Annotated in this window: 24 protein-coding genes and 1 pseudogene; 12 read left to right on the top strand and 13 right to left on the bottom strand. The window is 68.2% G+C overall.

Features of this window, described 5'->3' with window-relative positions; genetic code table 11:
- Positions 1-9: 9 nt before the first annotated feature.
- Together NE2_RS03385 and NE2_RS36890 are read right to left on the bottom strand one after the other, a co-directional pair.
- Positions 10-537 (bottom strand): GNAT family N-acetyltransferase, encoded by a 528-nt coding sequence (locus NE2_RS03385; protein WP_063023742.1) that lies wholly within the window; start codon positions 535-537, stop codon positions 10-12.
- Between the two features lie 26 nt (positions 538-563).
- Positions 564-1,856, bottom strand: coding sequence for a M23 family metallopeptidase (locus tag NE2_RS36890; protein WP_063023740.1), 1,293 nt, complete (start codon positions 1,854-1,856; stop codon positions 564-566).
- A 633-nt stretch (positions 1,857-2,489) separates the two neighbouring features.
- On the opposite strand from NE2_RS36890, the gene sucC reads away from it, so the two are divergent.
- The 6 genes from sucC (at position 2,490) to purH (ending at position 10,284) form a co-directional block, all read left to right on the top strand.
- The gene (gene sucC / locus NE2_RS03375) at positions 2,490-3,656 is read left to right on the top strand and encodes an ADP-forming succinate--CoA ligase subunit beta (protein ID WP_030515077.1); all 1,167 of its coding nucleotides are present in this window, start codon (positions 2,490-2,492) and stop codon (positions 3,654-3,656) included.
- Positions 3,657-3,668: 12 nt separating this feature from the next.
- On the top strand, positions 3,669-4,583 hold the full coding sequence (gene sucD, locus NE2_RS03370) for a succinate--CoA ligase subunit alpha (RefSeq protein ID WP_063023738.1): 915 nt from the start codon (positions 3,669-3,671) through the stop codon (positions 4,581-4,583).
- A gap of 365 nt (positions 4,584-4,948) precedes the next feature.
- The gene (locus NE2_RS37410) at positions 4,949-6,073 is read left to right on the top strand and encodes a DUF5336 domain-containing protein (protein ID WP_063023736.1); all 1,125 of its coding nucleotides are present in this window, start codon (positions 4,949-4,951) and stop codon (positions 6,071-6,073) included.
- A gap of 155 nt (positions 6,074-6,228) precedes the next feature.
- Positions 6,229-7,992, top strand: coding sequence for a cell division protein PerM (locus tag NE2_RS03360; protein WP_063023734.1), 1,764 nt, complete (start codon positions 6,229-6,231; stop codon positions 7,990-7,992).
- Between the two features lie 65 nt (positions 7,993-8,057).
- The gene (gene purN, locus NE2_RS03355; protein WP_174553906.1) at positions 8,058-8,702 is read left to right on the top strand and encodes a phosphoribosylglycinamide formyltransferase; all 645 of its coding nucleotides are present in this window, start codon (positions 8,058-8,060) and stop codon (positions 8,700-8,702) included.
- On the top strand, positions 8,695-10,284 hold the full coding sequence (purH, locus tag NE2_RS03350; protein ID WP_063023730.1) for a bifunctional phosphoribosylaminoimidazolecarboxamide formyltransferase/IMP cyclohydrolase: 1,590 nt from the start codon (positions 8,695-8,697) through the stop codon (positions 10,282-10,284). Before purN ends, purH begins: the two co-directional genes overlap by 8 nt.
- Before the next feature lie 85 nt (positions 10,285-10,369).
- Here purH and NE2_RS03345 read toward each other — a convergent pair whose 3' ends face one another.
- Entirely contained in the window at positions 10,370-10,831 is a 462-nt protein-coding gene (locus tag NE2_RS03345) for a hypothetical protein (RefSeq protein WP_063023728.1), read from the bottom strand.
- A 187-nt stretch (positions 10,832-11,018) separates the two neighbouring features.
- Here NE2_RS03345 and NE2_RS03340 point away from each other — a divergent pair, with 187 nt between their 5' ends.
- Positions 11,019-11,579, top strand: coding sequence for a LysM peptidoglycan-binding domain-containing protein (locus NE2_RS03340; protein ID WP_063023726.1), 561 nt, complete (start codon positions 11,019-11,021; stop codon positions 11,577-11,579).
- Between the two features lie 60 nt (positions 11,580-11,639).
- Here NE2_RS03340 and rpsR read toward each other — a convergent pair whose 3' ends face one another.
- The 4 genes and pseudogenes from rpsR to rpmB all read right to left on the bottom strand — a co-directional run.
- Positions 11,640-11,894, bottom strand: a complete 255-nt coding sequence (rpsR, locus tag NE2_RS03335) for a 30S ribosomal protein S18 (RefSeq protein ID WP_040722001.1) — start codon at positions 11,892-11,894, stop codon at positions 11,640-11,642.
- A 97-nt stretch (positions 11,895-11,991) separates the two neighbouring features.
- Entirely contained in the window at positions 11,992-12,297 is a 306-nt protein-coding gene (rpsN, locus tag NE2_RS03330) for a 30S ribosomal protein S14 (RefSeq protein WP_030515086.1), read from the bottom strand.
- A complete protein-coding gene (gene rpmG / locus NE2_RS03325; RefSeq protein WP_063023724.1) occupies positions 12,297-12,464 on the bottom strand; it encodes a 50S ribosomal protein L33 in 168 nt (55 codons plus the stop codon). The genes rpsN and rpmG overlap by 1 nt, the downstream gene beginning before the upstream one ends.
- A gap of 83 nt (positions 12,465-12,547) precedes the next feature.
- Positions 12,548-12,772 (bottom strand): annotated as a pseudogene (gene rpmB, locus NE2_RS03320) (50S ribosomal protein L28); the annotation flags it as partial.
- Between the two features lie 94 nt (positions 12,773-12,866).
- Here rpmB and mrf point away from each other — a divergent pair.
- From mrf to rpmF, 3 genes are read left to right on the top strand one after another with little or no spacing between them, the layout of a single operon-like run.
- The gene (gene mrf, locus NE2_RS03315) at positions 12,867-14,171 is read left to right on the top strand and encodes a ribosome hibernation factor-recruiting GTPase MRF (protein ID WP_233429636.1); all 1,305 of its coding nucleotides are present in this window, start codon (positions 12,867-12,869) and stop codon (positions 14,169-14,171) included.
- Positions 14,172-14,175: 4 nt separating this feature from the next.
- A complete protein-coding gene (locus NE2_RS03310; protein WP_063023722.1) occupies positions 14,176-14,454 on the top strand; it encodes a type B 50S ribosomal protein L31 in 279 nt (92 codons plus the stop codon).
- 1 nt (position 14,455) lies between these two features.
- Positions 14,456-14,629 carry a 50S ribosomal protein L32 gene (gene rpmF, locus NE2_RS03305; RefSeq protein WP_063023720.1) on the top strand — a complete coding sequence of 58 codons (174 nt, stop codon included), beginning with the start codon at positions 14,456-14,458 and terminating at the stop codon, positions 14,627-14,629.
- Positions 14,630-14,901: 272 nt separating this feature from the next.
- Here the strand turns inward: rpmF and NE2_RS03300 are convergent, their stop codons facing one another.
- Positions 14,902-15,336, bottom strand: a complete 435-nt coding sequence (locus NE2_RS03300; RefSeq protein ID WP_146165269.1) for a hypothetical protein — start codon at positions 15,334-15,336, stop codon at positions 14,902-14,904.
- A gap of 373 nt (positions 15,337-15,709) precedes the next feature.
- On the opposite strand from NE2_RS03300, the gene NE2_RS03295 reads away from it, so the two are divergent.
- Positions 15,710-16,360 carry a DUF8020 domain-containing protein gene (locus NE2_RS03295; RefSeq protein ID WP_062964843.1) on the top strand — a complete coding sequence of 217 codons (651 nt, stop codon included), beginning with the start codon at positions 15,710-15,712 and terminating at the stop codon, positions 16,358-16,360.
- A 96-nt stretch (positions 16,361-16,456) separates the two neighbouring features.
- Here NE2_RS03295 and NE2_RS03290 read toward each other — a convergent pair whose 3' ends face one another.
- The 5 genes from NE2_RS03290 to NE2_RS03270 form a co-directional block, all read right to left on the bottom strand.
- Positions 16,457-17,284 (bottom strand): MHYT domain-containing protein, encoded by an 828-nt coding sequence (locus NE2_RS03290; RefSeq protein WP_063023716.1) that lies wholly within the window; start codon positions 17,282-17,284, stop codon positions 16,457-16,459.
- A gap of 23 nt (positions 17,285-17,307) precedes the next feature.
- Positions 17,308-17,931: a GTP-binding protein gene (locus NE2_RS03285; RefSeq protein WP_051755848.1), complete on the bottom strand. Its 624-nt coding sequence runs from the start codon at positions 17,929-17,931 to the stop codon at positions 17,308-17,310.
- Positions 17,932-18,082: 151 nt separating this feature from the next.
- On the bottom strand, positions 18,083-18,457 hold the full coding sequence (locus NE2_RS03280; protein ID WP_030515096.1) for a DUF742 domain-containing protein: 375 nt from the start codon (positions 18,455-18,457) through the stop codon (positions 18,083-18,085).
- 8 nt (positions 18,458-18,465) lie between these two features.
- Entirely contained in the window at positions 18,466-18,876 is a 411-nt protein-coding gene (locus NE2_RS03275) for a roadblock/LC7 domain-containing protein (RefSeq protein WP_062964841.1), read from the bottom strand.
- Positions 18,873-21,752, bottom strand: coding sequence for an ATP-binding protein (locus tag NE2_RS03270; RefSeq protein ID WP_233429635.1), 2,880 nt, complete (start codon positions 21,750-21,752; stop codon positions 18,873-18,875). Before NE2_RS03270 ends, NE2_RS03275 begins: the two co-directional genes overlap by 4 nt.
- A 368-nt stretch (positions 21,753-22,120) precedes the next feature.
- Between NE2_RS03270 and NE2_RS03265 the strand changes: the two genes are divergently transcribed.
- On the top strand, positions 22,121-22,810 hold the full coding sequence (locus NE2_RS03265; RefSeq protein WP_063023837.1) for a response regulator transcription factor: 690 nt from the start codon (positions 22,121-22,123) through the stop codon (positions 22,808-22,810).
- The last annotated feature ends 21 nt before the right edge of the window (positions 22,811-22,831 follow it).

Genomic DNA, 22,831 nt, shown 5'->3' with positions numbered 1-22,831 from the left:
GGCTCGCGCTCAGCGGCGCGCCGGAACCACGGCCTTGACCATGACGAGTTCCACGCGGTCGTCCGAGTCGAGATCGGTGCGCCGGAACCGTTCGGCGTCTTCGCCGGGCCCGGTCTCGAATTCGAATCCGTTGCGGCGGTACAGCGCGATGGCGGGCTCGTTGTCGGCGAAGACACCGAGCCGGAGCGTGGTGTAGCCGCGTTCGGCAGCCCAGAGCTCGACAGTCCTCAGCAGCAGATCGCCGACGCCCAAACCCCGCGCGGACGGGTCGACCCACATCGAAATCACCCTGGCCGCAGTATCTTCCGGCCCCGGCACTCCGCTGGCTATTCCCACCGGTTCGCCGTGGTGCAACGCCAGCAGATCGCGGGCTCCCGGGATATCCAACCGCGCGCGCCAGCGGTGCTCGCGATCGCCGTCGCCCTGCCATTCCGCCAGCCGGGTCCGGTACGCCCGCGGTGCCCCCGCCAGTGCTGCCAGCCGAACTCGGCGCCAGATCCGCCAGTCCTCGGCGCCGACCACCCTGATTTCGATCATGACGCCGGAGTGACCGCCGCGCGGACCTAGTCGCGTTCGGGGCCGAGGGAGATGCCGCGGGAGGCGAGCCAGGGGAGAGGGTCGATCTTGTCCTGGCCGTTGAGCCACACCTCGAAATGGCAGTGCGGGCCGGTGGAGAAGCCGCGGTTGCCGACGGTGGCGATCTGGTCGCCGGCCAGCACGTGTTGGCCTTCCGAGACGGTGGCGGTGTCGACGTGGCCGTAGACCGTGATGGTGCCATCGGCGTGCCGCAGGCGGACCCACATGCCGAAACCGGAGGCCGGGCCGGCGCTGATCACCTCGCCGTCCTCGACCGCGTAGATCGGGGTCCCGATCGGGGCGGCGATGTCGACACCCAGGTGCTGCACACCCCAGCGGCTACCGAAACCGGAGGTGAAGGTGCCGTTGGCGAATTTGGAGAACAGGGGGCGCAGTTTCGCCGATTCCTGGGCCGCGAGTCCGGCGGCGAATTCCTGACCGTGCTGCAGGATGTCCTGGAACTGACTGAGATCCGCGACCGGCGCGACATTGAGAACCTGCGGCGATTGCGGATTACCCGCCTGGGTGCTGACCGCCTGGGCCGCGATTTCGTGAACCTGACCGGCGGCGTCGTAGTCGGCGGTCGCATTGTGGTGCTGGCTGCCGGACTCCATTCCGGCCTGTCCGGCGGCGACCACCGCGCCGGCGGCGACCGCCACCACGGCGGCACGGCCCTTGAGCGCGGCCGGTGGGGTCGGCACCCGGTGTGCGCCGCTGAACCGCTTCGGGCCCTCCGCGGTGGCGTCGGCCTCTTCGGCCTCGGCGCCGTCACGCTTCCAGGGGCTGCGCAGCCGGGCCAGGTTGAAGGGCACGTTGCCGGCGGGCTCGTCATAGCCGTCGGCGGCCTCATAGTCGGCCTCGTCCTCGGGGTAGTGCACGCCCCGGCTGTCGTCGTAACCGGGATCGGCGGCGGCCCATTCATCGGTCCGCGGCCACTGCGGGTCGGCGGTCCAGTCACCGTCGGGCCGGGCCTGGGCGCCCCACGGCTGCCACTGCCCGGAATCGTCCGAACCGGTTGCGCCCCAGGTGTTCTCGGCCGAGTGTGCGGTGGTCGCGGTGAGACCGACGACGGCCGCGCCACCGGACGGCATCCAGCTGTCGGCACGCCCCGGCATACTGCGGACGGGCGTGGCCGCGGGCTCCTCGGAACGGGAACCGGTGTAACCGCCGAAGGATTGGTTACCACCGAAGTATGGATGCTGGTCGAGGGATTCACCGTCGGCGCGGTAACGGCGAGCGGACTGCGGCCGATGCCCGGGTTGTAGGCGACCGTGACTCATCGGCGGACTCCGAGACCGGATAACGCGGGGGAGCCGGATGACGCGGGACGCGCTGCGCCGGTACAACGGCTCGCTACCTGCGGAGCACTGTGCTGCAACAAGCCTGCCGTCCTCCTGATCGGTGCGGTGTACGCGGCCTCATCCGGGTGGGTTCGCCGACGTCTTGTACCAGGTGTTCTACCAGCTGGGTCTTTCGACCGAGTGACGAGTATTCCCGTCACGCCTGTGATCTGGCTGTGACATCGACCGCATCGACGGTAACGAAACGATTGCAGGTGGGCAAGCGCTCCGCTCGATAAGGGGGTACTTGTGAGATTGATCACGTCTGGCTCTCGGAATATCTCACATCCCGCTGGGCACGCGAGTGAGAATAGACAACTACACTATGTAGTAGCCAATGTGGCAATTCGGACCATCGTCCGCCCTACCTGGCGCCGTGTCGGCAAGCTACTCGCCAGTAGCCTTGGCCAGCGGTTTTGCCCGGGCGGATGCCCGCTCGTGACCTGCGCCACTTAGGCTGTATGCGGCTGATTTCGGCGACATCGAACTGATTAGAGTCCGACTCGACCCGCTTCCGACGACGGGCCGCCAACAAAGTCGTTGTCACAACAACGCAGACGAGACGGTGAGTACATGGATCTCTTCGAATATCAGGCGAAGGAACTCTTCGTGAAGCACGGAGTGCCTTCGTCGGAGGGCCGCGTCACGGACTCGGCCGAGGACGCCCGTGCCATCGCGACCGAAATCGGCAAGCCTGTGATGATCAAGTCGCAGGTCAAGGTCGGTGGCCGCGGTAAGGCCGGTGGTGTGAAGTACGCCGCCACCCCGGACGACGCCTTCACCCACGCCTCCAACATCCTGGGCCTGGACATCAAGGGCCACGTCACCAAGAAGATCCTGGTCGCCGAGGCCAAGGACATCGCGGAGGAGTACTACATCTCCTTCCTGCTCGATCGCGCCAACCGCACCTACCTGGCCATGTGCTCGGTCGAGGGCGGTATGGAGATCGAAGAGGTCGCCGCCACCAAGCCCGACCGCCTGGCCAAGGTGCCGGTCGACGCCGTCAAGGGTGTGGACCTGGCCTTCGCGCGCTCCATCGCCGAGCAGGGCCACCTGCCCGCCGACGTGCTGGACGCCGCTGCGGTGACCATTCAAAAGCTGTGGGAGGTCTTCGTCGCCGAAGACGCGACCCTGGTCGAGGTGAACCCGCTGGTCCGCACGCCGGAGAACGAGATCCTGGCGCTGGACGGCAAGGTCACCCTGGACGAGAACGCCGACTTCCGCCACCCCGACCACGCCGAGTTCGCCGATCGTGACGCCACCGATCCGCTGGAGCTCAAGGCCAAGGAGAACGACCTCAACTACGTCAAGCTCGACGGTGAGGTCGGCATCATCGGCAACGGCGCCGGCCTGGTCATGTCGACCCTGGACGTCGTCGCCTACGCCGGTGAGAAGCACAACGGCGTGAAGCCGGCCAACTTCCTCGACATCGGTGGTGGCGCCTCGGCCGAGGTGATGGCCAACGGTCTCGACGTGATCCTCAACGACGCGCAGGTCAAGAGCGTGTTCGTGAACGTGTTCGGCGGCATCACCGCGTGTGACGCGGTGGCCAACGGCATCGTCAAGGCCCTGGAGATCCTGGGGTCGGAGGCGAACAAGCCGCTGGTCGTCCGCCTCGACGGCAACAAGGTCGAGGAGGGTCGCAAGATCCTCGTCGATGCCAACCACCCGCTGGTCACCCTCGCCCAGACCATGGACGAAGGCGCCGACAAGGCCGCCGAACTGGCTGCGGCCAAGTAAGGACAAGAGAACATGTCTATCTTCCTGAACAAGGACTCCAAGGTCATCGTCCAGGGCATCACCGGCGGTGAGGGCACCAAGCACACCGCCCTGATGCTGAAGGCGGGCACCCAGGTCGTCGGCGGCGTCAACGCCCGCAAGGCCGGCACCACCGTGTCGCACACCGCCAAGGACGGCTCGGCCGTCGAGCTGCCGGTGTTCGGCACCGTCGCCGAGGCCATCAAGGAGACCGGCGCCGACGTGTCGATCGCCTTCGTGCCGCCGAAGTTCGCCAAGGACGCCATCATCGAGGCCATCGACGCGGAGATCCCGCTGCTCGTGGTCATCACCGAGGGCATCCCGGTGCAGGACACCGCCTACGCGTGGGCCTACAACGGGGAGAAGGGCAACAAGACCCGGATCATCGGCCCCAACTGCCCCGGCATCATCACCCCGGGCGAGTCGCTGGTGGGCATCACCCCGGCCAACATCACCGGCAAGGGTCCGATCGGCCTGGTGTCGAAGTCGGGCACCCTGACCTACCAGATGATGTACGAGCTGCGTGACTTCGGCTTCTCGACCTCCATCGGCATCGGCGGCGACCCGGTCATCGGCACCACCCACATCGACGCCATCGAGGCGTTCGAGAAGGACCCGGAGACCAAGCTCATCGTCATGATCGGCGAGATCGGCGGCGACGCGGAGGAGCGGGCCGCGGCCTACATCAAGGAGAACGTGACCAAGCCGGTCGTCGGCTACGTCGCGGGCTTCACCGCGCCGGAGGGCAAGACCATGGGCCACGCCGGCGCCATCGTGTCCGGTTCCTCGGGTACCGCGGCCGCGAAGAAGGAGGCCCTCGAGGCCGCGGGCGTGAAGGTCGGCAAGACCCCGTCCGAGACCGCCGCCCTGGCGCGCGAGATCCTGGAGAAGGCCTCGATCACCGCTTGATCGCAGGTACTGCGAAGGCCGCCTTGTTGCGACAAGGCGGCCTTCTTTCATCTCGGCAGGTGAACGACGTGCTGCCGGGCAGGTGGCAGCGGTTGTCGTGGGCAGGGAACAACCGTCGTTCAGGGTGCCGGGAGCAGGTGGCACAGGCCCAGCGTCCGCACCACCGTGCAGAACATTTCCGAAACGTCCATCCGATACCTCCGATCGTCTTCGGTGACAACACGATCGAGACGGGTATGCGGTTCATAGTGAATTCCCGAGCTTGCCGCCAGTGGCGTCGTGGCCGTGACCGGCGCGCTCGAGTGCAGTAGCGTCAAGGGCATTCAGCCTGAAAGCCGATGAAGGACTCGATAGGAGACGACCACATGTCCTACCCGACCGGGGGATCCGGGTACAACGCGCCCAATCAGACGCCCGGGCCCACACCCTCGTCCGCCCCGAGCTTCGGCCAGCAGCCGACAGGTAGTACCGGCGGCGGCTCGGGGCTTTCGGCGTTGAGCGGCAAGGGTCTGACGTTCTACCTGACCGTCGGAATCGCCGCGCTGGGCGTAATCAACTTCTTCCTGGGCTTCCTCGATTTCTCGACCTTCGACGAGGGCGCGATGAACAGCTCCAAGGAGCCCGACAAGGGCATGAGCCTGTTCCAGGAGGGCGGCACGGCCCCGCTGTTGTTGCTGCTGTTCGCGGGTCTCGTGGCCGGTATCGCCCTGCTGCCCAAGCAGGAAGCCAAGAACGGGGTGGTCGCGGCGGCTTCGGCGGCCGGCTTCCTCGGCGTCCTGTTCCAGGCGTTCGTGACGCCGACGCTGTACAAGACCGCGGGCACCGCATGGGTCCTGGTCTTTCTGGCGCTCGTGCAGCTCGCCGCCGCCGTGGTCGCGCTGCTGTTCGAGACCGGAATCCTCTCCGCGCCCGAGGCCAAGCCCGCGACCGCCGCTCCCGGCGCCGGCGGATCGAGTGCCTACGGCCAGCAGTCCTCCTACGGCCAGAGCCAGCCGGCCCAGCAGCAGTCCTACGGTCAGGCCCAGGCCGGCCAGCAGGCCGCTTACGGCCAGTACGGCCAGCAGTACGGCCAGGCGCAGAGTCAGGCCCAGCAGCAGGCAGGTCAGCAGCAGGCCGGCTACGGGCAGTACGGCCAGCAGTACGCCCAGGGGCAGTACGGCCAGCAGCCCTCGCCGTACGGCCAGCCCGGCCAGCAGCCCTACGGTCAGCCGGGGCAGCAGGGTTACGGCCAGCAGGGTGCCCAGTCGCCCTACGGTCAGCGCCCGCAGACCGGTGGTGACGAGGCCGCGACCCAGCACTTCGGCGCCGCGGGCCAGCAGCCCGGCCAGCCCGGCCAGCAGTACGGTTCGCTGAACTTCGGTCAGCAGGGCCAGCAGGGCCAGGCGGGGCAGACCGGTCAGCCCGGCGCCCAGCCGTTCGGTGGCGAGCAGACCGGCAACCCGGCCGCCGACGCCACCAAGGCCTTCCGTCCCGAGGACGACCAGAAGTAGATCCGCTCCGACGCGACGATCGGCGAGTCAGGCGCTCTTCACGGCGCGCCTGACTCGCCGATCCGTTTCCAGCTGACACCCTGACATGTCGGTGGTCGTGTCGTGCTTCGGCGAGTCAACCGGACGAGTCAACCAGGATCCCGCGAGGTAGTTCTATGAAGTCCGCACTGGTCCGATGGGCCGACCTTCGCGAACAGCGGGCCGGCGCGAGACCGGCGCAGGCTCACTCGCATGGCGTTGCGCCGCAGCAGCGGAGCGGTCGCGGCCCGGGCGCGGACGGACCCGAGGATCCGGTATTCCTCTCACTGAGTCCCGAGCGGGCCAAGGTGCTGCTCATCATCGCGGCTCGCGCGTCGAGTTTCACCGTGGTCGCCATCGTGGCGATCGTGCTGGTCACGCTGATGGCTGCGGGCAGCGGTATGACCGGCGCGTCCGGCGCGATCGCGGCCGGATGGCTGGCCGTGCACCAGGTGCCGGTCGTGGTCGGCAAGACCTCGCTCGGCCTGCTGCCGCTGCTGCCGACCGCGGTGGTGTTGTGGCTGACCATGCGCGACTGCGCGCATGCCGTCTCGCCGCGCTCCTCGCGGGCCGATCTGGGCTGGATCGTCGGCGCCGCGCTCGCGGGCCCGCTGCTGGTCACCGCCGTCTGCCTGGCCGTGGCCGAGGACGCCGCCACGGCCGTGCCCCTGCAGTCGCCCGATACGCTCACCGCCTTCTGCTGTGTGGGGGGTTTACATCTGCTCGCGGCGGCCACCGGGATCGCGACCCGGCCCAACGCGCTGCGCGACCGGATCGCCTCTTATCTGCCGGACTGGGTTTTCGCCGGGGCGCGGGCGGCGGCGCGGGCGCTGTGGCGGCTGCTGCTCGGCGGGGCGATCCTCACGCTGGTGTCGTTCGTGCTGCACTGGTCGGTGATCGGTGATACCTATGCGGCCGCAGGGAATTTCGCGGGTGTCGTCGGTTTGACCGTGCTGTCGCTGGCCTATCTGCCGAACGTCGTGATCGCGGCGACCAGCGTGCTGATCGGTGCGGACGTGCACATCGGCGCCGGGGCGCTGAGCGTCTTCTCGGTCGCCGGGGCGCCGGTGCCCGCGCTGCCGGTACTCGCGGCGGTGCCGAGCGGGCCCGCGGCCGGCTGGTGGCCGGTGTTGCTGCTGGTTCCGGCGGCGGTCGGGGTGCGTGGCGGGCTGGACTGCGCGCGCGACTCCGCCGACGAGATGCGCAGTCCGTGGGCGACGGTGTTCTCGGCGGCGCTCGCGGCGCTCGCCATGGTGCTGCTGGGACTGCCGGCGGGCGGCGCGGTCGGGTCGTTCGGGGAGATCGGCCCCGGCGTGCTGGTCACCGCGGGATTGACCTTCGCCTGGCTGACCGTGGCCGGATATCTCGGATTGCTGTGTGGGAGAAGGTTTCTCGGAATTCCGCCCGCGGTGGTCGAGCCGGGGTTCGGCGGGCGTTCCGGCCACCGCGGCCGGTACCTGCCCACCGACTACTCGCGCGACGAGTACGACAGTGACGAGAACGACCGGGACGAGTACGACAGGGATGGGTACGACAGGGACGGGTACGACCACGAGCACCGGGATCACGGCTACGACCCGGATTTCGACCGCGACGACGACTACGACGACCGCGCCGAACCGGGCTACATCGACCAGCTGTACGACGACCCGCGCTATGTCGAATACGAATTCGAGGACGATGTCGACAATGCCGCCGTCGAGGACGACTATCCACGACCGGCTTACCGCCGCACCGGCTCTGTCGAGGTGGTGGAGGTCGACGGCGAACTGCTCGACGACGACCTCGCGCCCGCGCACGCCGATCCGGACGACGAATTCGACGCCGGAAACTCCGACATCGTCGACGCCGAAGTGGTAGAGGGTGACCTGCCGGAGAGTCCCGGCAGGGGCGGTCGTTAGGCTCTAACCCGGCGGACCTCGGGTTCGCCGCCCTCCGGCAGCCCCGACGCACAGGGAGTAGAGCGCTGACCACCCCGCCCGCCCAGCTGGTCCCTCCGACCGCGCCTGCGACCCTCGTCGTACTCGCCTCGGGCACGGGATCGCTGCTGCAATCGCTGATCGCGGCCACCGAGCGCCCGGACTATCCGGCGCGCATCGCCGCCGTGGGCGTGGACCGGATCTGCGCGGCGACCGACCATGCGGTGCGGGCCGGCATCCCGGATTTCCGCGTCGCCCCCGCCGACCATCCCGATCGGTCCGCCTGGGATATCGCGCTCACCGACGCGGTCGCCGCCTACGCCCCCGACCTGGTGGTGTCGGCGGGATTCATGCGCCTGTTCGGTCCGAAATTCCTCGAGCGATTCGAGGGCCGGATCATCAACACCCATCCCGCGCTGCTGCCGGCCTTCCCGGGCGCGCACGGGGTGCGCGACGCGTTGGCATACGGAGTGCGGGTGACGGGTTCGACCGTGCATCTGGTCGACGCGGGCGTCGACACCGGACCGATCCTCGCTCAGGAGCCGGTCGCGGTGCTGCCCGGCGACGACGAGGCGAGTCTGCACGAGCGCATCAAAGTTGTGGAGCGTCGGCTGCTGGCGGAGACCGTCGCCGCCGTCGCCACGCGAGGCATTGTCTGCGACGGACGAAAGGCAGTAATTCCAGATGAGTGAGGCCCCGGTTAGTGCACGCAGGGCGATCCGCAGGGCGTTGGTGAGCGTCTATGACAAAACCGGGCTCATCGAGCTGGCCACCGGACTGAACGAGGCCGGTGTCGAGCTGGTGTCGACCGGTTCGACCGCCGCCCGCATCGCCGACGCCGGAATTCCGGTGACCAAGGTCGAAGACCTCACCGGTTTCCCCGAAACCCTCGACGGCCGGGTGAAGACGCTGCATCCCCGCGTGCACGCCGGCATCCTCGCCGACACCCGCAAGCAGGAACACCTCGATCAGCTGGTGGAGCTGGACGTCGAGGCATTCCAGCTGGTGGTGGTGAACCTGTATCCGTTCACCCGGACCGTCGCCAGTGGCGCCACACCCGACGAATGCGTCGAGCAGATCGATATCGGCGGCCCGTCGATGGTGCGCGCGGCCGCGAAGAACCACCCCTCGGTCGCGGTCGTGGTCGACACCGGTGACTACGACGACGTGCTGACGGCGGTGCGCGGTGGCGGCTTCACCCTTGCCGAGCGAACCACGCTGGCGGCCAAGGCTTTCCAGCACACCGCGAGTTACGACGTCGCGGTCGCGAGCTGGATGACCAACGTGCTGACCGCCGGCGATTCCGCGGACTCCGACGCGGACAGCCGGTTCCCGTCCTGGATGGGTGGTGTGTGGACCCGCGACGCGGTGCTGCGCTACGGCGAGAATCCGCATCAGGCGGCGGCGCTGTATCGCAACGACTCCGGCCCGGCCGGGCTGGCGCAGGCGAAGCAGGTGCACGGCAAGGAGATGTCGTACAACAACTACACCGATGCCGATGCCGCCTGGCGGGCCGCCTGGGACCACGCCGAACCCGCGGTGGCCATCGTGAAGCACGCCAATCCGTGCGGCATCGCGGTCGGTGCCGATATCGCCGAGGCGCACCGCAAGGCGCACGCCTGCGATCCGGTGAGTGCGTTCGGCGGCGTGATCGCGGCCAACCGCCAGGTCACCGTCGAGATGGCCGAACAGGTGGCCGAGATCTTCACCGAGGTCATCGTGGCTCCGGGCTACGCCGACGGCGCGGTGGAGGTGCTGCAGCGCAAGAAGAACGTGCGCATCCTGATCGCCGACGAACCCCGGCGCGGTGGCGTCGAACTGCGGCCGATCAGCGGCGGCGCGCTGCTGCAGCAGACCGATATCGTCGACGCGGACGGTGACGACCCCGCCAACTGGACGCTCGCCACCGGCGAAGCGGCCGATGCCGAAACTCTCGCCGACCTCGAATTCGCCTGGCGCGCATGCCGGGCCGTGAAATCGAATGCGATTCTGCTGGCCCACGACGGCGCCTCGGTCGGGGTCGGCATGGGGCAGGTCAACCGGGTCGACGCCGTCCATCTGGCGGTGCTGCGCGCCGGTGACCGCGCCAAGGGGTCGGTGGCGGCCTCCGACGCCTACTTCCCGTTCCCCGACGGTCCGCAGCAGCTGATCGCCGCGGGCGTGAAAGCCATTGTGCAGCCGGGTGGTTCGGTGCGCGATCAGCTGACCATCGATGCCTGCCGGGAGGCCGGAGTCACGATGTACCTCACCGGGGCGCGCCACTTCGCGCACTGATCGGTGAACACGAACGTCGCCGCCCGCCGGAGTCTCCGGCGGGCGGCGACGTCGTTCGACGGGGCCGTTCGCTGATCCGGGCGAATCAGTTCGCGCTCAACACTTTCCGGTCGCCCAGCGGCTTCTTCAGCGGAATCTCCAGGGTGCCGAAGACGGCGATCATCGTGCACATGCGCCCGGCCGCCTCGGGCAGCGTGCCGGCCTTCAGGGCGACGGTGACGGTGCTGTCGGTTTCGGTGGTGGTCGCGTCCACGCCGTAACACTCCGGTGAGCCGATCTGGAAATTCACCGCGATCCGGTCCGGTGCCACGCGGCTCCAACTGTCGAACGGCAGCGGGTGCGGATTGGTGATCGTGGAGTTGGCGGTGAACATCCGGCCGGGTTGCGGCGGATTCTGCTCGGTGGGGGTGCTCACCGCGGCTGTCGTCGTATTCGCTTGTGCCCCACCGTTGTCGGAGTTCCCGCAGGCGGTGACCAGGAGGGCCGGTAGTGCGAGGAGCGCGAATGCCGCCGCTGCGATGCGGCGTCGTCCGGGGATGGAGTCCATGGAGTCACCCTATCGGCGGGCGCGAGGTGGCTGTGAGCCACGTCCCAGTGAACATTCTGCGAACGTCGGCGCGTAACTGCTGCGAAATCCGGGGCGTGCCAAGTAGTGTTCGCAAACGATGAGCGAATGCGGTTCTGCGCCATCGAATCACCGATCGACACGACCTCTTCTCGAAAGGATCCACCGCGTGGGCGACACGTTGCAGGTAGGCGAGGAACTCGGCCTGGGTCAGGCCATTCAGGGTGGCGCGTACACGCTGACTCTCCAAAATGACGGCAACTTGGTGCTTTCCGAGCCCGACGGCACCGTGGTGTGGGCGACCATGACCCATGAGCGGGGCGTCGAGCGCGCCGTCCTGCAGGAGGACGGCAACTTCGTGCTGTACTCCGGCAGCGGGCCCGTCTGGGCCACCGACACCAACGGGCAGGCCGCCGATCACCTGGTCCTGCAATCGGACCGCAACCTCGTCCTGTACGGCCGGGACGGCGCCTCGCTGTGGGCGTCGGGCACCAACACCGACAGCCCGATCGTGGTCGAGGAGCCGGTCGCCGCTCCCGCTGCCGAGCAGGTGCCTCCGCCGCCGGCGGCGCCGGAACCCCGCACCTACACCGTGGAGTCCGGTGACACGCTGTGGGCCATCGCGGAACGGTTCTACGGCGACGGCAACCGCTACCTGGAGATCGCCGGGGCGAGCGGCATCGAGAATCCGGATGTCATCAACGAGGGTCAGCTGCTGACCATTCCCTGACCGGGAAACTGCCGAGCGCCCCCGATGCCGCGGCATCGGGGGCGCTCGTTTGTCCGTTCGCTACCTGCTGGTGAACGGCAGCAGTGCCATCTCGCGCGCGTTCTTCACCGCGACCGCCACCTGCCGCTGCTGCTGCGGGGTGAGGCCGGTGACGCGGCGGCTGCGGATCTTGCCGCGGTCGGAGATGAATGTGCGCAGCAGGTTCACATCCTTGTAGTCGACGGTTTCGACGCCGGCCGCGATCAGCGGGTTCTTCTTGGGCCGCCGGGCCTGTTCGGCGCGGATCCGCTTCGACGGTGCTCGCTTGACTGCCATGTGGGCCATCCTTTCTCGGCGTGAGCTCTGGTCCTACGCTGTCGCGCGGGCGCCCCGACCGCTCCTGCCGGTTCCATCCGACGAGATCTGCGATGGTCTACCAACTCGATTTGTGTACACCGGGCAGCTCCCCCCGGTGGGCCAGCTCGCGCACACGTACCCGGGATAGTCCGAACTTGCGGAGATGACCGCGGGGGCGGCCATCGGTGGCGTCCCGATTGCGCAATCGTACCGGACTGGCGTCGCGCGGCAGCCGCTGCAGCGCGAGCTGCGCTGCGGCCCGGCGATCGTCGTCGGTGGCCGGATCGCGGATCAGCTCCTTGAGCTCGGCGCGGCGTTCGGCGTAGCGGGCCACGATGTCGCGGCGTTGCTCGTTGCGCGCGATCTTGGATTTCTTCGCCATCACCGCTCCTCGCGGAATTCGACGTGCCGGCGCAGCAGCGGATCGTATTTGCGCAGCACCATACGGTCGGGGTCGTTGCGGCGGTTCTTGCGGGTGACGTAGGTGTAGCCGGTACCGGCCGTCGACCGCAGTTTCACGAGGGGACGGATCTCGTTGCTGCGCGCCATCAGACCTTCTCGCTGTGCTTGCGTCGGCGTCCGCGGGTCCCTCCGTGGTTACGCGGGCTGCCGCCACCGGTCCCGTCGCTCCCGCCGTGACCCCGGATCCGGGCCACGACCGCTTCGATCCCGTCGCGGTCGATGGTCTTGATGCCCTTGGCCGAGACCCGCAACGTGATGCGGCGGCCCTCGCTGGGCAGGAAGTAGGTCTTGCGCTGGATGTTCGGATCCCAGCGCCGGTTGGTCCGAACGTGGGAGTGCGAAACGGACTTACCGAAGCCCGGCTTGCGGCCGGTGACCTGGCAGTGGGCCGACATGGGGCTCCTTTCTGAAAATGATTTTCGACAACGGTCGCCGCAGACTGTACCGTGAGGCTGTAGCAAATGAAAATCGTTATCGAAAGGGGTTCCGGTGCTGTCACATCCCGACCGCCGCACGCCCGTCGTGCTGCTGGCGGGCTTTCAGGGGCCGGTCGCGGACGGCATGGACCACATCGCGCGACTGCTGGGCGCGGCGCCCGGCACGGTCGTCGTGCGACACGATCTGAGTTCGCTGCGGGAAGGTGTGGTGCGTCGCCGGGTGCGCCTCGACGGCCGGGAGACCGCGAGCGTGCACGAACTCGCGCACGGCTGCGTCTCCTGCACCCTGCGCGCCGATCTGCTGCCGCTGCTGTGCCGGTTGGCGGCCCGGGATTCGGTGCGCCGCATCGTGATCGCGCTCGACCCGGCCTTCGAGGCGGAAGCCGTGTGTCACGCGATCGATTCCGTGCCCGTGGTCGACCTGGTGGGCCGCGTGGACGGTCCTGCCGGTCGCGATGTGCGGATCGAGGCGGTGGTCACGGGCCTCGATGCGCGCAGCTGGCCGGCGGACGCGCTGAGTGACGAGACCGTCGACGAACGGGCGGGAGGGCCTGGTGACGACGATCGGACCGTGGCGCAGCTCGCCGTCGGACAGGTCGAATTCGCCGATGCGCTGGTGGTTTTCGCGGCCGATCAGGTGAGCGACGCGGAGCGAGACGTGGTGCGGGCGGTCGTGGATCGGCTGGTGCCCCGGGCTCCGTCGATCTGGGCCGGTGACGGGCGCGACATCGCCGCGGCGCGCATCGAGATGCTGCTCGACCGCATTCCCGCCGATTCCCGGCGCGGCCGCGTCTTCGACGCGCACGCGCCGCTGTTGCGTGGCCGGCCGCCGCTGGTGGCGGAACACGGTGTGGCGCTGATCGAATTCGCCGCCGCTCGCCCATTTCATCCGACCCGCCTGCACGAAGCGCTGGATGTGCTCTTCGAGGGTGTGATCACCGCGCGCGGGCGGATATGGCTGGCGACTCAGCCCGAGCGTGTGGTGTGGCTGGAATCCGCCGGTGGCGGATTGCGAGTCGGCGACGCGGGACGGTGGCTCGCGGCGATGAGTCCCGCGGAACTGGCGTGCGCCGACCCTGATCGGCGCGCGCTGGCGGCACTGCGCTGGGACGAGGATTTCGGGGACCGCGACATCTCGCTGGTGATCCTCACCTGCGGCGCCGATGCGGACGAGATCCGTACCGCGCTGCACTGGGCGCTGCTCGACGAGGCCGAGATGATCCTGCTGCGCAATGCGCCGGATCTGGTCGCGCACTGGGCCGATCCGTTCGGCGAATTCCACGAGGACCCTTGCGAGACAACACAATCCGACAACTCGGGCGGCCGCGGTGTCGATTCCCGACCGAATGAAAGGTAGGACGATGAAATCAGGGATTCACCCGGAGTACCACCCGGTGGTCTTCGAGGATGTGAGCACCGGCACACGCTTCCTCACTCGTTCGACGGCGACGAGCATCCGCACCGTCGAATGGTCCGACGGCAACAGCTATCCGCTGATCACCGTCGATGTCACCGCGGATTCCCACCCGTTCTGGACCGGCGCGCACCGCGTCCTCGACACCCAGGGCCGGGTGGAGAAATTCGAACGCAAATACGGCAGGCGTACACCGCGTCCCGGCTCGGTGCGCGGGGAGAACTGATATGGCGGTCCCGAAGCGACGCCTGTCGCGCGCCAATACCCACAGCCGGCGTTCGAACTGGAAGGCGACTCCTCCCGACCTGGTGCCGGTGAGTGTCGGGGGCGTCGTCCACAAGGTTCCGCGCCGATTGGTCGCCGCTGTCCGGCGTGGGCTGGTCGACCCGAACCGGCTGTAGGACACACGTTCCGATCAGTCGATGGTTTGTGTCGTTTGCCTGAATCGAGCGATCATTTGGTTATCGAACAAACCGGAGTCAGCTGGGATATCGCCGCCACTGTGCTTGCGATGTGGTAGCTGGAACGTGAATCGGCAACTGCTGGTTGGTTTTTGGCACGGAAAAAGTCCGGTGGAAACGCTGCTTTCCGAGGCCGATGCCGGTACCCTCGTCGCTGAGGGCGGGTTCTCCTGGTGACAGGAGAACCCGCTCATCGCCACTTTCGGGGCCTTTCACCCCTGTCGTTCGGAAGAGGGCGGCGCTTCCAGGGCTCGTTGCCCCGGCTGCGGCGCCTCGTCCGGCTTCGGTCGCAGCGCGTCGAGCAGTGACTCCCAGCGTGCGATCTGCTCGCCGATCACCGCCGCCGGATTCTCCAGCAGGGCGGCCACCAGCGACAGCGGCCACGGCAATTCGGCCGGCGGCGGTGTCTGTCCGGTCAGTTCCAGCACCGTCGTCTCCAGGTCGGCGATCTCGGTGCGCAGCTCGCCGATTTGCCGCAGCGCGGCTCCCAGCGCCTCGACGACCGTCCGCTCCGAAATGGCGCTGCCGTCCGTGCCATCGTCGTCGCCCAGCTGGGGCCAGCCCGCCAAACCGGGGCCACGCAGCTGAACCTGTACATCGCGCAACATCGCTTCCTGCTCCGGAGTCACATCCGGTACCTCTCTCATCGCTCCCGCGGCGGGCCGAAATGCCTGCTCCACACTGTAATTCGCGGAGCCCCTCCCGTGCATCGAGACCGGGGCGCCCATACCGTGGGGCGACGGGTTCCGGCGTGGCCGTGAGGGGTGCGGACGCCGCCGCGATGCGGGAGTGGAAGAGGCCGGTTCGCGGTCGGCTGCACATTTGCCGAGTCGTGCTCACCGGCCCGAAAATGTCCGAATTTTCAGCTTCTTAACATTCCTGGCATCTTCTTGGCGCCTTATTAACGGCCTTTGTTACGTGTTCGTAATGGGGTCAAGACAGCCTGTCTAAGGGTTTCGATTTCGAGCTCAGGCGCCGGGGTATCGGCGCCGCAAACTGCTGAAGAAAGTGTATGAGGGAATGAAGCTCAGGAAGTTCGCCGCAACATCGGCTCTGGTCATCGCTGCTCTTGGGATCTCCACAGGCACCGCATTCGCAGCTCCCGCTCCGGCCGCCAACCCCGATATTCATTACACGGCAAACGTTGTCGACAAATCCGTCGTGGTGAAGACCGACGCCGGATCGCTGACGACCGAAGGCAACGAGTTCCAGGTTCGCGACAACCAGGGCAAGGTAGTAGCCGGATTTCCGCTGAGCTATCAGCACGACGGTCTGGAGTACCCGATCGCCGCGCAGATCGACGGCAATCAGGCCACGCTGGTCCCGAGCACCGACCGCGCTGCCGCCCACCCGGCGCAGATGCTGCACGACGTGGCCAGCCGTTCGGATCTCGATGCGGCCAACCAGAGCGCGATCAACGAGCTCGGTATCGCCACCAGCATCGGCACCCTCGTCGGCACCGCGATCGGCCTGGCCGGCGGCTGCGTGCTCGGCGCTGCCCTCGGCACCCCGTTCCTGGTCGTTCCGGGCTGGATCGGCGGCTGCCTGACCGGTGCCGCCCTGGGCGCCCCGCTGGGTGCCGCGGCCGGTCTGGTCGGCGTCGGCGGTATCTCCGGCGTGCTGGTCGCGATCGAGTACTTCAACCGGATCAACGCGCCCGCCGAATCGTAATCTCGCCACAGCGCAACGCAATCGGGGCGGGCCGTACGGCCCGCCCCGATTCTCGTCTGTGTGCGGCTCGGCCCCGTCCGGCCGGCGCCAAGGGGTTCAGCCCACCGGTTGCGGCGCCCGTCCCGCGGGCCGCGCCTTGGCGGCCGGCGACGCGGTCTGCCCGGCAGTGGAATTCGCCGCCTGAGCCAGCTGCCGCGAGCGGGTGGTGCCGGTGCGGTCGGGTGCGACCAGGACCGCGGTGATCGGTACCGCGAGCGACAGCGTGCCCACCACGAAGACCGGGACGAAGAGGGTGAACAGATCGTCGCCGTCGGGCTGGCCGACCGCGTTGTCGAGATGGACGTGCACCCCGGCCTGACCGAGGTAGTGCACAGCGGTGACCGCCACCGCGTACAGCACGGCCGCACCGGCCAGGGGCAGCATCGTGCCGAAACGCGTGGTGGCCCAGAGCAAACCGATCGAGGCCGCGATGCCCAGCGCTCCCGCCGCCAGCGACATCCAGATGTTCACATCGACCGATCCCTGCACTCGGATCGCGCCCATGGCGAGCAGATGCATGATCCCGATGCCGAGGCCCATCACCACGCCGCCGGTGACCACTCGCACGATCGTGCTCACCTTGCCCGTGATCACCAGTCCCGCCAGGACCCCCGCCACCGCGACGACCGTCGCGACGACCATCCGGGCGATGTCGTAACGGATCTCACCGGTCGACACCCCGATGCCGAGCATGGTGACGTAGACCGCCAGCCAGGTGCCGACGCCGCCGATGGATACTGCCGCCGCGGTGAGCCACACCATCCGGAACCGCGCGGTGACCGAGAGCGTCGACTGGCGAACACACGCCAGTCCTACGACCGCGCCGGCCGCGGAAACCCCGAGTGCCAGGCCCAGCACCCAGTACCCCATGGTGAAGTAGTTCATCGCTTCCCCTCCGCTCGCACCGCTCAGCTCTGTCCCACCGTCGCGTGGGTGGCGGTCAATCGCTGAATCGCGTATTCGGTGACCGCGGCGAGCGCCCGCCGCACCTCCCCGGCGTCCCGGGCGTCGATGTCGACCACCGGCACACCCTCGCGGATCGACAGCGCCTCCCGCAGTTCGGCGACCGGGAAACGCGGCGCGCTCGGAAACCTGTTGACGGCCACCAGGAACGGGAGCCCGCGCGCCTCGAAGAAGTCGACCGCGGCGAAGCTGTCCTCGATCCGGCGCGTGTCGACCAGCACGACGGCGCCGATCGCACCGCGGATCAGGTCGTCCCACATGAACCAGAATCGGCGCTGTCCGGGCGTGCCGAACAGATACAGCGTCAGATTGCCGGGCAGGATGATGCGGCCGAAATCCATGGCCACCGTGGTGGTTTCCTTGCCCGGGGTGGCGGACAGGTCGTCGATACCGTCGGATACGCCGGTCACCATGGCCTCGGTGCGCAGCGGCACGATCTCCGAGACCGCACCGACGAAGGTGGTCTTCCCGGCGCCGAACCCGCCCGCGACCACGATCTTGGTCGAGGCGGTGCGGCTGTCGAGCTCCGGGTGGGGCGGCGTCGGAGCCGTCGAGTTCTGAAAGTGCATGGGGGGATTCTGGTATGGAAGCGGCGGTTGTGGGTGTGAGCCGGGGGAATTGGCTCCGGGCTGAGCGATCTGCGAAGAATTCGTCTGCGGTAGCGGCGGATAACGCTCGGCAGTCGAGGGCGCCGCGGCATTCTGGGGCGGTGCCGCGGTGTCAAAGGGCACGGAGTCCACGCAGGGTCCTCTCCATCAGGGATCGCCGCTCGTCGAAACTGGCGTCCTCGCTGAGCGTGGTGTGCACCCGGAGGGTTCCGGCCACCACGAGGTCGCCGATCACCACCCGGATCATGCCCAGGGGACGTTGTAGATGGGCGGCGATTTCGGCGACCGAGAGCCGACCCGCGCCCAGACGCAGAATATCTGTTCGAATATCGCCTGCGGGCCAATCGAATTGATTGGCGTAGGGCAGTGTTTCCACGACCGCCTCGAGGGGCAGTTCGACCGCGGGCTCGGTGCGCCCAGCGGTCAGCGCATAAGGACGGACGCGTGTGGTTGGCCGGCCGGACCCGGCTCCGAACGAGCTGGACATCGCAATCGTCAGACCGCCGAACGGGCCGTGGCTTGCACGACCGATCCGACTCGATCGACGAGCAAGGCCATCTCGTAACCGATGCGGCCGATGTCGTGCTGCTTGTTGGCCAGTACCGCCAGGTGCGAGCCGTTGCCGACGCTCATCACCAGCAGGTAGCCGCGCTGCATGTCGACGATCGACTGCATCACCTTGCCGCCGTTGAACAATTGCGCCGCCCCCGCCGACAGACTCGCCAGACCGGCGGTCACCGCGGAGAGCTGTTCGGCGCGATCGGACGGGAGATGCGGGCTGGTCGCCTGGAGCAGGCCGTCGGCCGACACGAGCACCGCGTGCGAGACTCCAGGCACTTCTCTGGTGAAGCGGGTGACGAGCCAGTTCAAATTCTCGTCTGTGGTGTTCTGCGCAGTGTCGGTCATGCAAAGCCTCCGTCGTTCTGCTGAGCGTTGTTCCGCCCGGCCGGGTCGTAGCCGGCCGTATCGGCCGGGTCGTACTGGGCCGTGTTGTCTCGGACGCTGACGCGGCCGCTGCGGACGCCGCTCAGATGCCTGGACAAGTTGTTGCGGATTTCCTCCGGATCCCGAGCCTCGACGACATCCTCCTGCGTCAGTCCGCCGGGCACCAGCTGCGCACCGGGACGGCGGATGGGCAGGCCACCCGAGGTACGGGTGGTCGCGGTCGGGCTGCTGGCGTCCGCTGCCGCCGCCCAGCCCTCGTCGGCGGGAGACGACCAGGCGCCGGTCGGCGCGTTCGAGGACGGTTCGACCAGCCATTCCGACACCATGCGCTGATAGATCGGCGTGGGGGATTCCGGTTTGGCCGGCGCCTGAGCATCCTGCTGGTGGGCATCGTGCTGGTAGGCGTCGGGCCGGGGTGGCGCGAGGGTCGCGCCGTGGCGGGACAGCGGCGCCGGTTCGCGGTCCGGAGCGCGCTGCGCCGGGGCCATGATCGCCGTTTCGGCCCAGATATCGATGGGCTGCGGCTGGGGTTGCGGCCGCGGATCGGCCGGGGCGGGACGCCGGGGCGGCGCGATCTGTTCCAGGTCGCGGTCGGTCACCGGGTTCCACGGATCGGAGACCGGCGCGAAACTTTCGCCGCGGCCCGCGGTTTCGGGCTCCTCGGCCTCGGCGCGCTCGTCGCGCGGAGTCTCCTCGGCGTGGTCGTCGTGGAAAACGTCCTCACGTCCGGTCTCGGCACCGCGCAGTACGCCGTCGTCCACGGGTTCCGCCGCCCGGTTGTCGGTCTCCGCGACGTCGGGCAGCGGGGTGAGCCGGGTGACCGGGGCCGCGGGTTCGGAGTCCGACTGGCCGGCCGGGCGTCGCTGCGGCAGTCCGGCGCTGGTGAATCGGGCCGGCTCCGAGCTGTCCCCGAACCGCTCCGGCGGATTCGGCACCGCGGTGAGAGTGCGGCCCGGAGCGGGGAACTCGGTGACCGGGGAGGGGAAGTCCGCGATCGGCGTGGTGAAGGTCGAGATGGCCGGCGGGACCACGGCCTCCGCGGGCGAGACCAGCGCACCCGGTAGATGCACGCTGGCCGTGATGCCCGGCTGCTGCGCCATCGTGGAGGTGCGGCGCAGGCTGACCGTGATGGTGTGCCGTGCCGCCAGCCGGCCGACCACGAAAAGACCCATGCGGCGCGCGGTTTCGATGGTGACCTCACCACCGGAGGCCAGGCGTTCGTTGATCGCGCGCATATCCTCGGCGGACATGCCGAGGCCGCGGTCGGTGATCTCGATCAGATATCCGCCGTCCACCGCGCGCGACACCGAGACCGCCACCGGCGTGTTCGGCGGCGAGTAGCGCAGCGAGTTGTCGATCAGCTCGGCCAGCAGATGTTCGATGTCGACGGCGGGCTCACCGGCGACGATACCGTCGGGCACCGAACCGATTTCGACGCGCTGATAGTCCTCGACCTGGGAGACCGCACTCCACAGCATGTCCGACAGCGGTACCGGCGGCAGATGGCCGCGGCGCAACGCGGTACCGGCGAGCACCAGCAGGTTGTCGCCGTTTCGGCGCATGCGGGTGGCGAGGTGGTCGAGGCGGAACAGGCTCTGCAGCCGATCGGAGTCGTCCTCGTCGCGTTCCAGATCCTCGATCAGCGACAGCTGCTGTTCGACCAGCGATTGGCTACGCCGCGAGAGTGTTTCGAACATATTGCTGATCTGCAGGCGCAGGCGGGCCTGTTCGGCGGCTAGGAACAGCGCCTGGCGGTGCATGTCGTCGACCGCTCGGGCCAGCTGACCGATTTCCTCGGTGGTCTGCACGTCGACCGGGACGATCTCCGGAGTCGCGCCGCCACCGCGCACGACCGCGAGCTCGGCGGGCAGGTCGGTGTGCGCGACCTGCAGCGAGTCGCGGCGCAGGCGGCGAATCGGGACGACCAGCGAGCGGGCGACCGCCAGCGCCAGGGCCAGACCGGCCAGCAGGGTCACGACCACCAGCGCCACATCGCGCAGGACCGTGCCGCGCGCGTCGACCGAGCGGTCCGACAGTCCGGAGTCGATCAGGTCGACCAGATGGTTGGTGGCCTCGTTGTAGGTGTCGGTACTGGTCTGCATCGACTGCACGACACCGGGCACGTTGATCGGCTCGACCGCGTTCTGACTCATCGCCGCGATACGCGTCTGCAGCGCGCCCAGCAGCACATCCGGCTTCAGCGCCGATTCCGGCTGCACGACCGCGTACTGGTTGATCATGGTGAGTTCGGCGCCGGTGGCGGTCAGGACCTGGGCCAGCACGGCCGGGTTGTTGCCGATCTCACCGCTCTCGAGGGCCAGCTGCTGCTGCGTGAACATCTGGCGGGCGATGGCGATGACACCCATCTGCACGTAATAGCGCTCGAGGGTCGTCTCCTTCGGCGTCGCCAGGGACGAGACGGCGTTGCTGACGTGGCCGTTCACCTCGCTCGCCTGTTTGACGACCTCCTGCGGCGCGCCGCCGTGCAGGCTGTTGCGCAACGTGCGCCCGGCCGCCAGCGCCTCGGTGAGTTCGGTGGCGACCCGCTTGTCGGTCGCCGAATTCTGCAGCGCTGTCTGCAGATCCGCCGCGGCCTGGTCGAACCGGGCCGCGGCCTGGTCCAGCGCCGACTGCGGAACGTGTTCGCCGTTGCCGAGGGTCACGGCGAGATTGTTGGCCGCCGAACCGAAGTCGAGGGTCGGCCGAATGATCCGCGCCTGCTCACTGGCCGTGTTCAGCTGTGAGATGGTGCCGAGTTCGTCCTTGATTCGAAGAACGGCGAATGCCGATGCCAGCACGACCGGCAGCAGTAGCACGATGCCGACCTTGCTAGTCACGGACAGATTGGACAGACTCCTCTGCCATGGCCGCGGTGCAGTGCCCATCCCGCTTCCGTCGCCTCCGCTCGCGCACGTGCCCCGGGTTCCGGCCGCCGCCCGCGTCTGGCCGTTCGGGTCCAACGGGTTGAGAACCAACTAGAGGTTTACTTTTACCGCAGGCAACATACCGCGAGAACACGTTCGCGGCAATTTGGAGGGGTCCGGCGACAACGGTCTAAAACGGCTCGGCGCAACAACTTTCGTGTGCAACAGATACTTCTCGGAACTATTTTCGATGATTCCGCAGGTCACCTGTTGTGGATGCGCGGCGTGTCGAATGGTCGGTTCTCAGTCGGCTCTCAGTCGATCCGGTCAAACTGGAGGCCATGCGCATTCTGGTAGTCGACGATGATCGCGCGGTGCGCGAGTCGCTGCGCCGGTCGCTCACCTTCAATGGATATTCCGTCGAGCTGGCGGTCGACGGCGTCGACGCCTTGGAGAAGGTCAGCGCGTCCCGGCCCGACGCATTGGTGCTCGATGTGATGATGCCGCGGCTGGACGGCCTGGAGGTATGCCGCCGCCTGCGCAGCACCGGTGACGATCTGCCGATTCTCGTGCTCACCGCCCGGGATTCGGTATCGGAGCGAGTGGCCGGTCTCGACGCCGGCGCCGACGACTATCTGCCCAAACCGTTCGCGCTCGAGGAATTGCTGGCGCGTTTGCGCGCGCTGTTGCGCCGCACCGCCCCCGACGCGGCCACCGATTCCTCGGAGGCGATGCGTTTCGCGGATCTGTCCCTGGATCCGGTGACGCGCGAGGTATCGCGCGGGGAGCGTGCCATCAGCCTGACCCGCACCGAATTCTCGCTGCTGGAAATGCTGATGGCGAATCCGCGCCGGGTGCTGACGCGCAGCCGCATTCTGGAAGAGGTCTGGGGCTACGACTTTCCGACCTCCGGTAATGCGCTCGAGGTCTATATCGGCTATCTGCGCCGCAAAACCGAGGCCGAGGGGGAGCCGCGATTGATCCACACCGTGCGCGGGGTGGGTTACGTGCTGCGCGAGACTCCTCCGTAGGCCGGGTCGTCGTGGCAAGAG

The sequence above is a fragment of the Nocardia elegans NBRC 108235 genome, assembly GCF_001612845.1.
Classification (GTDB): Bacteria; Actinomycetota; Actinomycetes; order Mycobacteriales; family Mycobacteriaceae; genus Nocardia; species Nocardia nova.
The sequence above is the reverse complement of the archived record's forward strand: the minus strand, read 5'-3'. Positions and strand labels throughout refer to the sequence as shown.

What these genes read in the sequence shown, in the direction of transcription:
- NE2_RS03385 (WP_063023742.1), bottom strand. Translation starts at nt 537, where the DNA reads ATGATCGAAATCAGGGTGGTCGGCGCCGAGGACTGGCGGATCTGGCGC.
- NE2_RS36890 (WP_063023740.1), bottom strand. Translation starts at nt 1,856, where the DNA reads ATGAGTCACGGTCGCCTACAACCCGGGCATCGGCCGCAGTCCGCTCGC.
- sucC (WP_030515077.1), top strand. Translation starts at nt 2,490, where the DNA reads ATGGATCTCTTCGAATATCAGGCGAAGGAACTCTTCGTGAAGCACGGA.
- sucD (WP_063023738.1), top strand. Translation starts at nt 3,669, where the DNA reads ATGTCTATCTTCCTGAACAAGGACTCCAAGGTCATCGTCCAGGGCATC.
- NE2_RS37410 (WP_063023736.1), top strand. Translation starts at nt 4,949, where the DNA reads ATGTCCTACCCGACCGGGGGATCCGGGTACAACGCGCCCAATCAGACG.
- NE2_RS03360 (WP_063023734.1), top strand. Translation starts at nt 6,229, where the DNA reads ATGAAGTCCGCACTGGTCCGATGGGCCGACCTTCGCGAACAGCGGGCC.
- purH (WP_063023730.1), top strand. Translation starts at nt 8,695, where the DNA reads ATGAGTGAGGCCCCGGTTAGTGCACGCAGGGCGATCCGCAGGGCGTTG.
- NE2_RS03345 (WP_063023728.1), bottom strand. Translation starts at nt 10,831, where the DNA reads ATGGACTCCATCCCCGGACGACGCCGCATCGCAGCGGCGGCATTCGCG.
- rpsR (WP_040722001.1), bottom strand. Translation starts at nt 11,894, where the DNA reads ATGGCAGTCAAGCGAGCACCGTCGAAGCGGATCCGCGCCGAACAGGCC.
- rpsN (WP_030515086.1), bottom strand. Translation starts at nt 12,297, where the DNA reads ATGGCGAAGAAATCCAAGATCGCGCGCAACGAGCAACGCCGCGACATC.
- rpmG (WP_063023724.1), bottom strand. Translation starts at nt 12,464, where the DNA reads ATGGCGCGCAGCAACGAGATCCGTCCCCTCGTGAAACTGCGGTCGACG.
- NE2_RS03310 (WP_063023722.1), top strand. Translation starts at nt 14,176, where the DNA reads ATGAAATCAGGGATTCACCCGGAGTACCACCCGGTGGTCTTCGAGGAT.
- rpmF (WP_063023720.1), top strand. Translation starts at nt 14,456, where the DNA reads ATGGCGGTCCCGAAGCGACGCCTGTCGCGCGCCAATACCCACAGCCGG.
- NE2_RS03300 (WP_146165269.1), bottom strand. Translation starts at nt 15,336, where the DNA reads ATGAGAGAGGTACCGGATGTGACTCCGGAGCAGGAAGCGATGTTGCGC.
- NE2_RS03295 (WP_062964843.1), top strand. Translation starts at nt 15,710, where the DNA reads ATGAAGCTCAGGAAGTTCGCCGCAACATCGGCTCTGGTCATCGCTGCT.
- NE2_RS03290 (WP_063023716.1), bottom strand. Translation starts at nt 17,284, where the DNA reads ATGAACTACTTCACCATGGGGTACTGGGTGCTGGGCCTGGCACTCGGG.
- NE2_RS03285 (WP_051755848.1), bottom strand. Translation starts at nt 17,931, where the DNA reads ATGCACTTTCAGAACTCGACGGCTCCGACGCCGCCCCACCCGGAGCTC.
- NE2_RS03280 (WP_030515096.1), bottom strand. Translation starts at nt 18,457, where the DNA reads ATGTCCAGCTCGTTCGGAGCCGGGTCCGGCCGGCCAACCACACGCGTC.
- NE2_RS03275 (WP_062964841.1), bottom strand. Translation starts at nt 18,876, where the DNA reads ATGACCGACACTGCGCAGAACACCACAGACGAGAATTTGAACTGGCTC.
- NE2_RS03265 (WP_063023837.1), top strand. Translation starts at nt 22,121, where the DNA reads ATGCGCATTCTGGTAGTCGACGATGATCGCGCGGTGCGCGAGTCGCTG.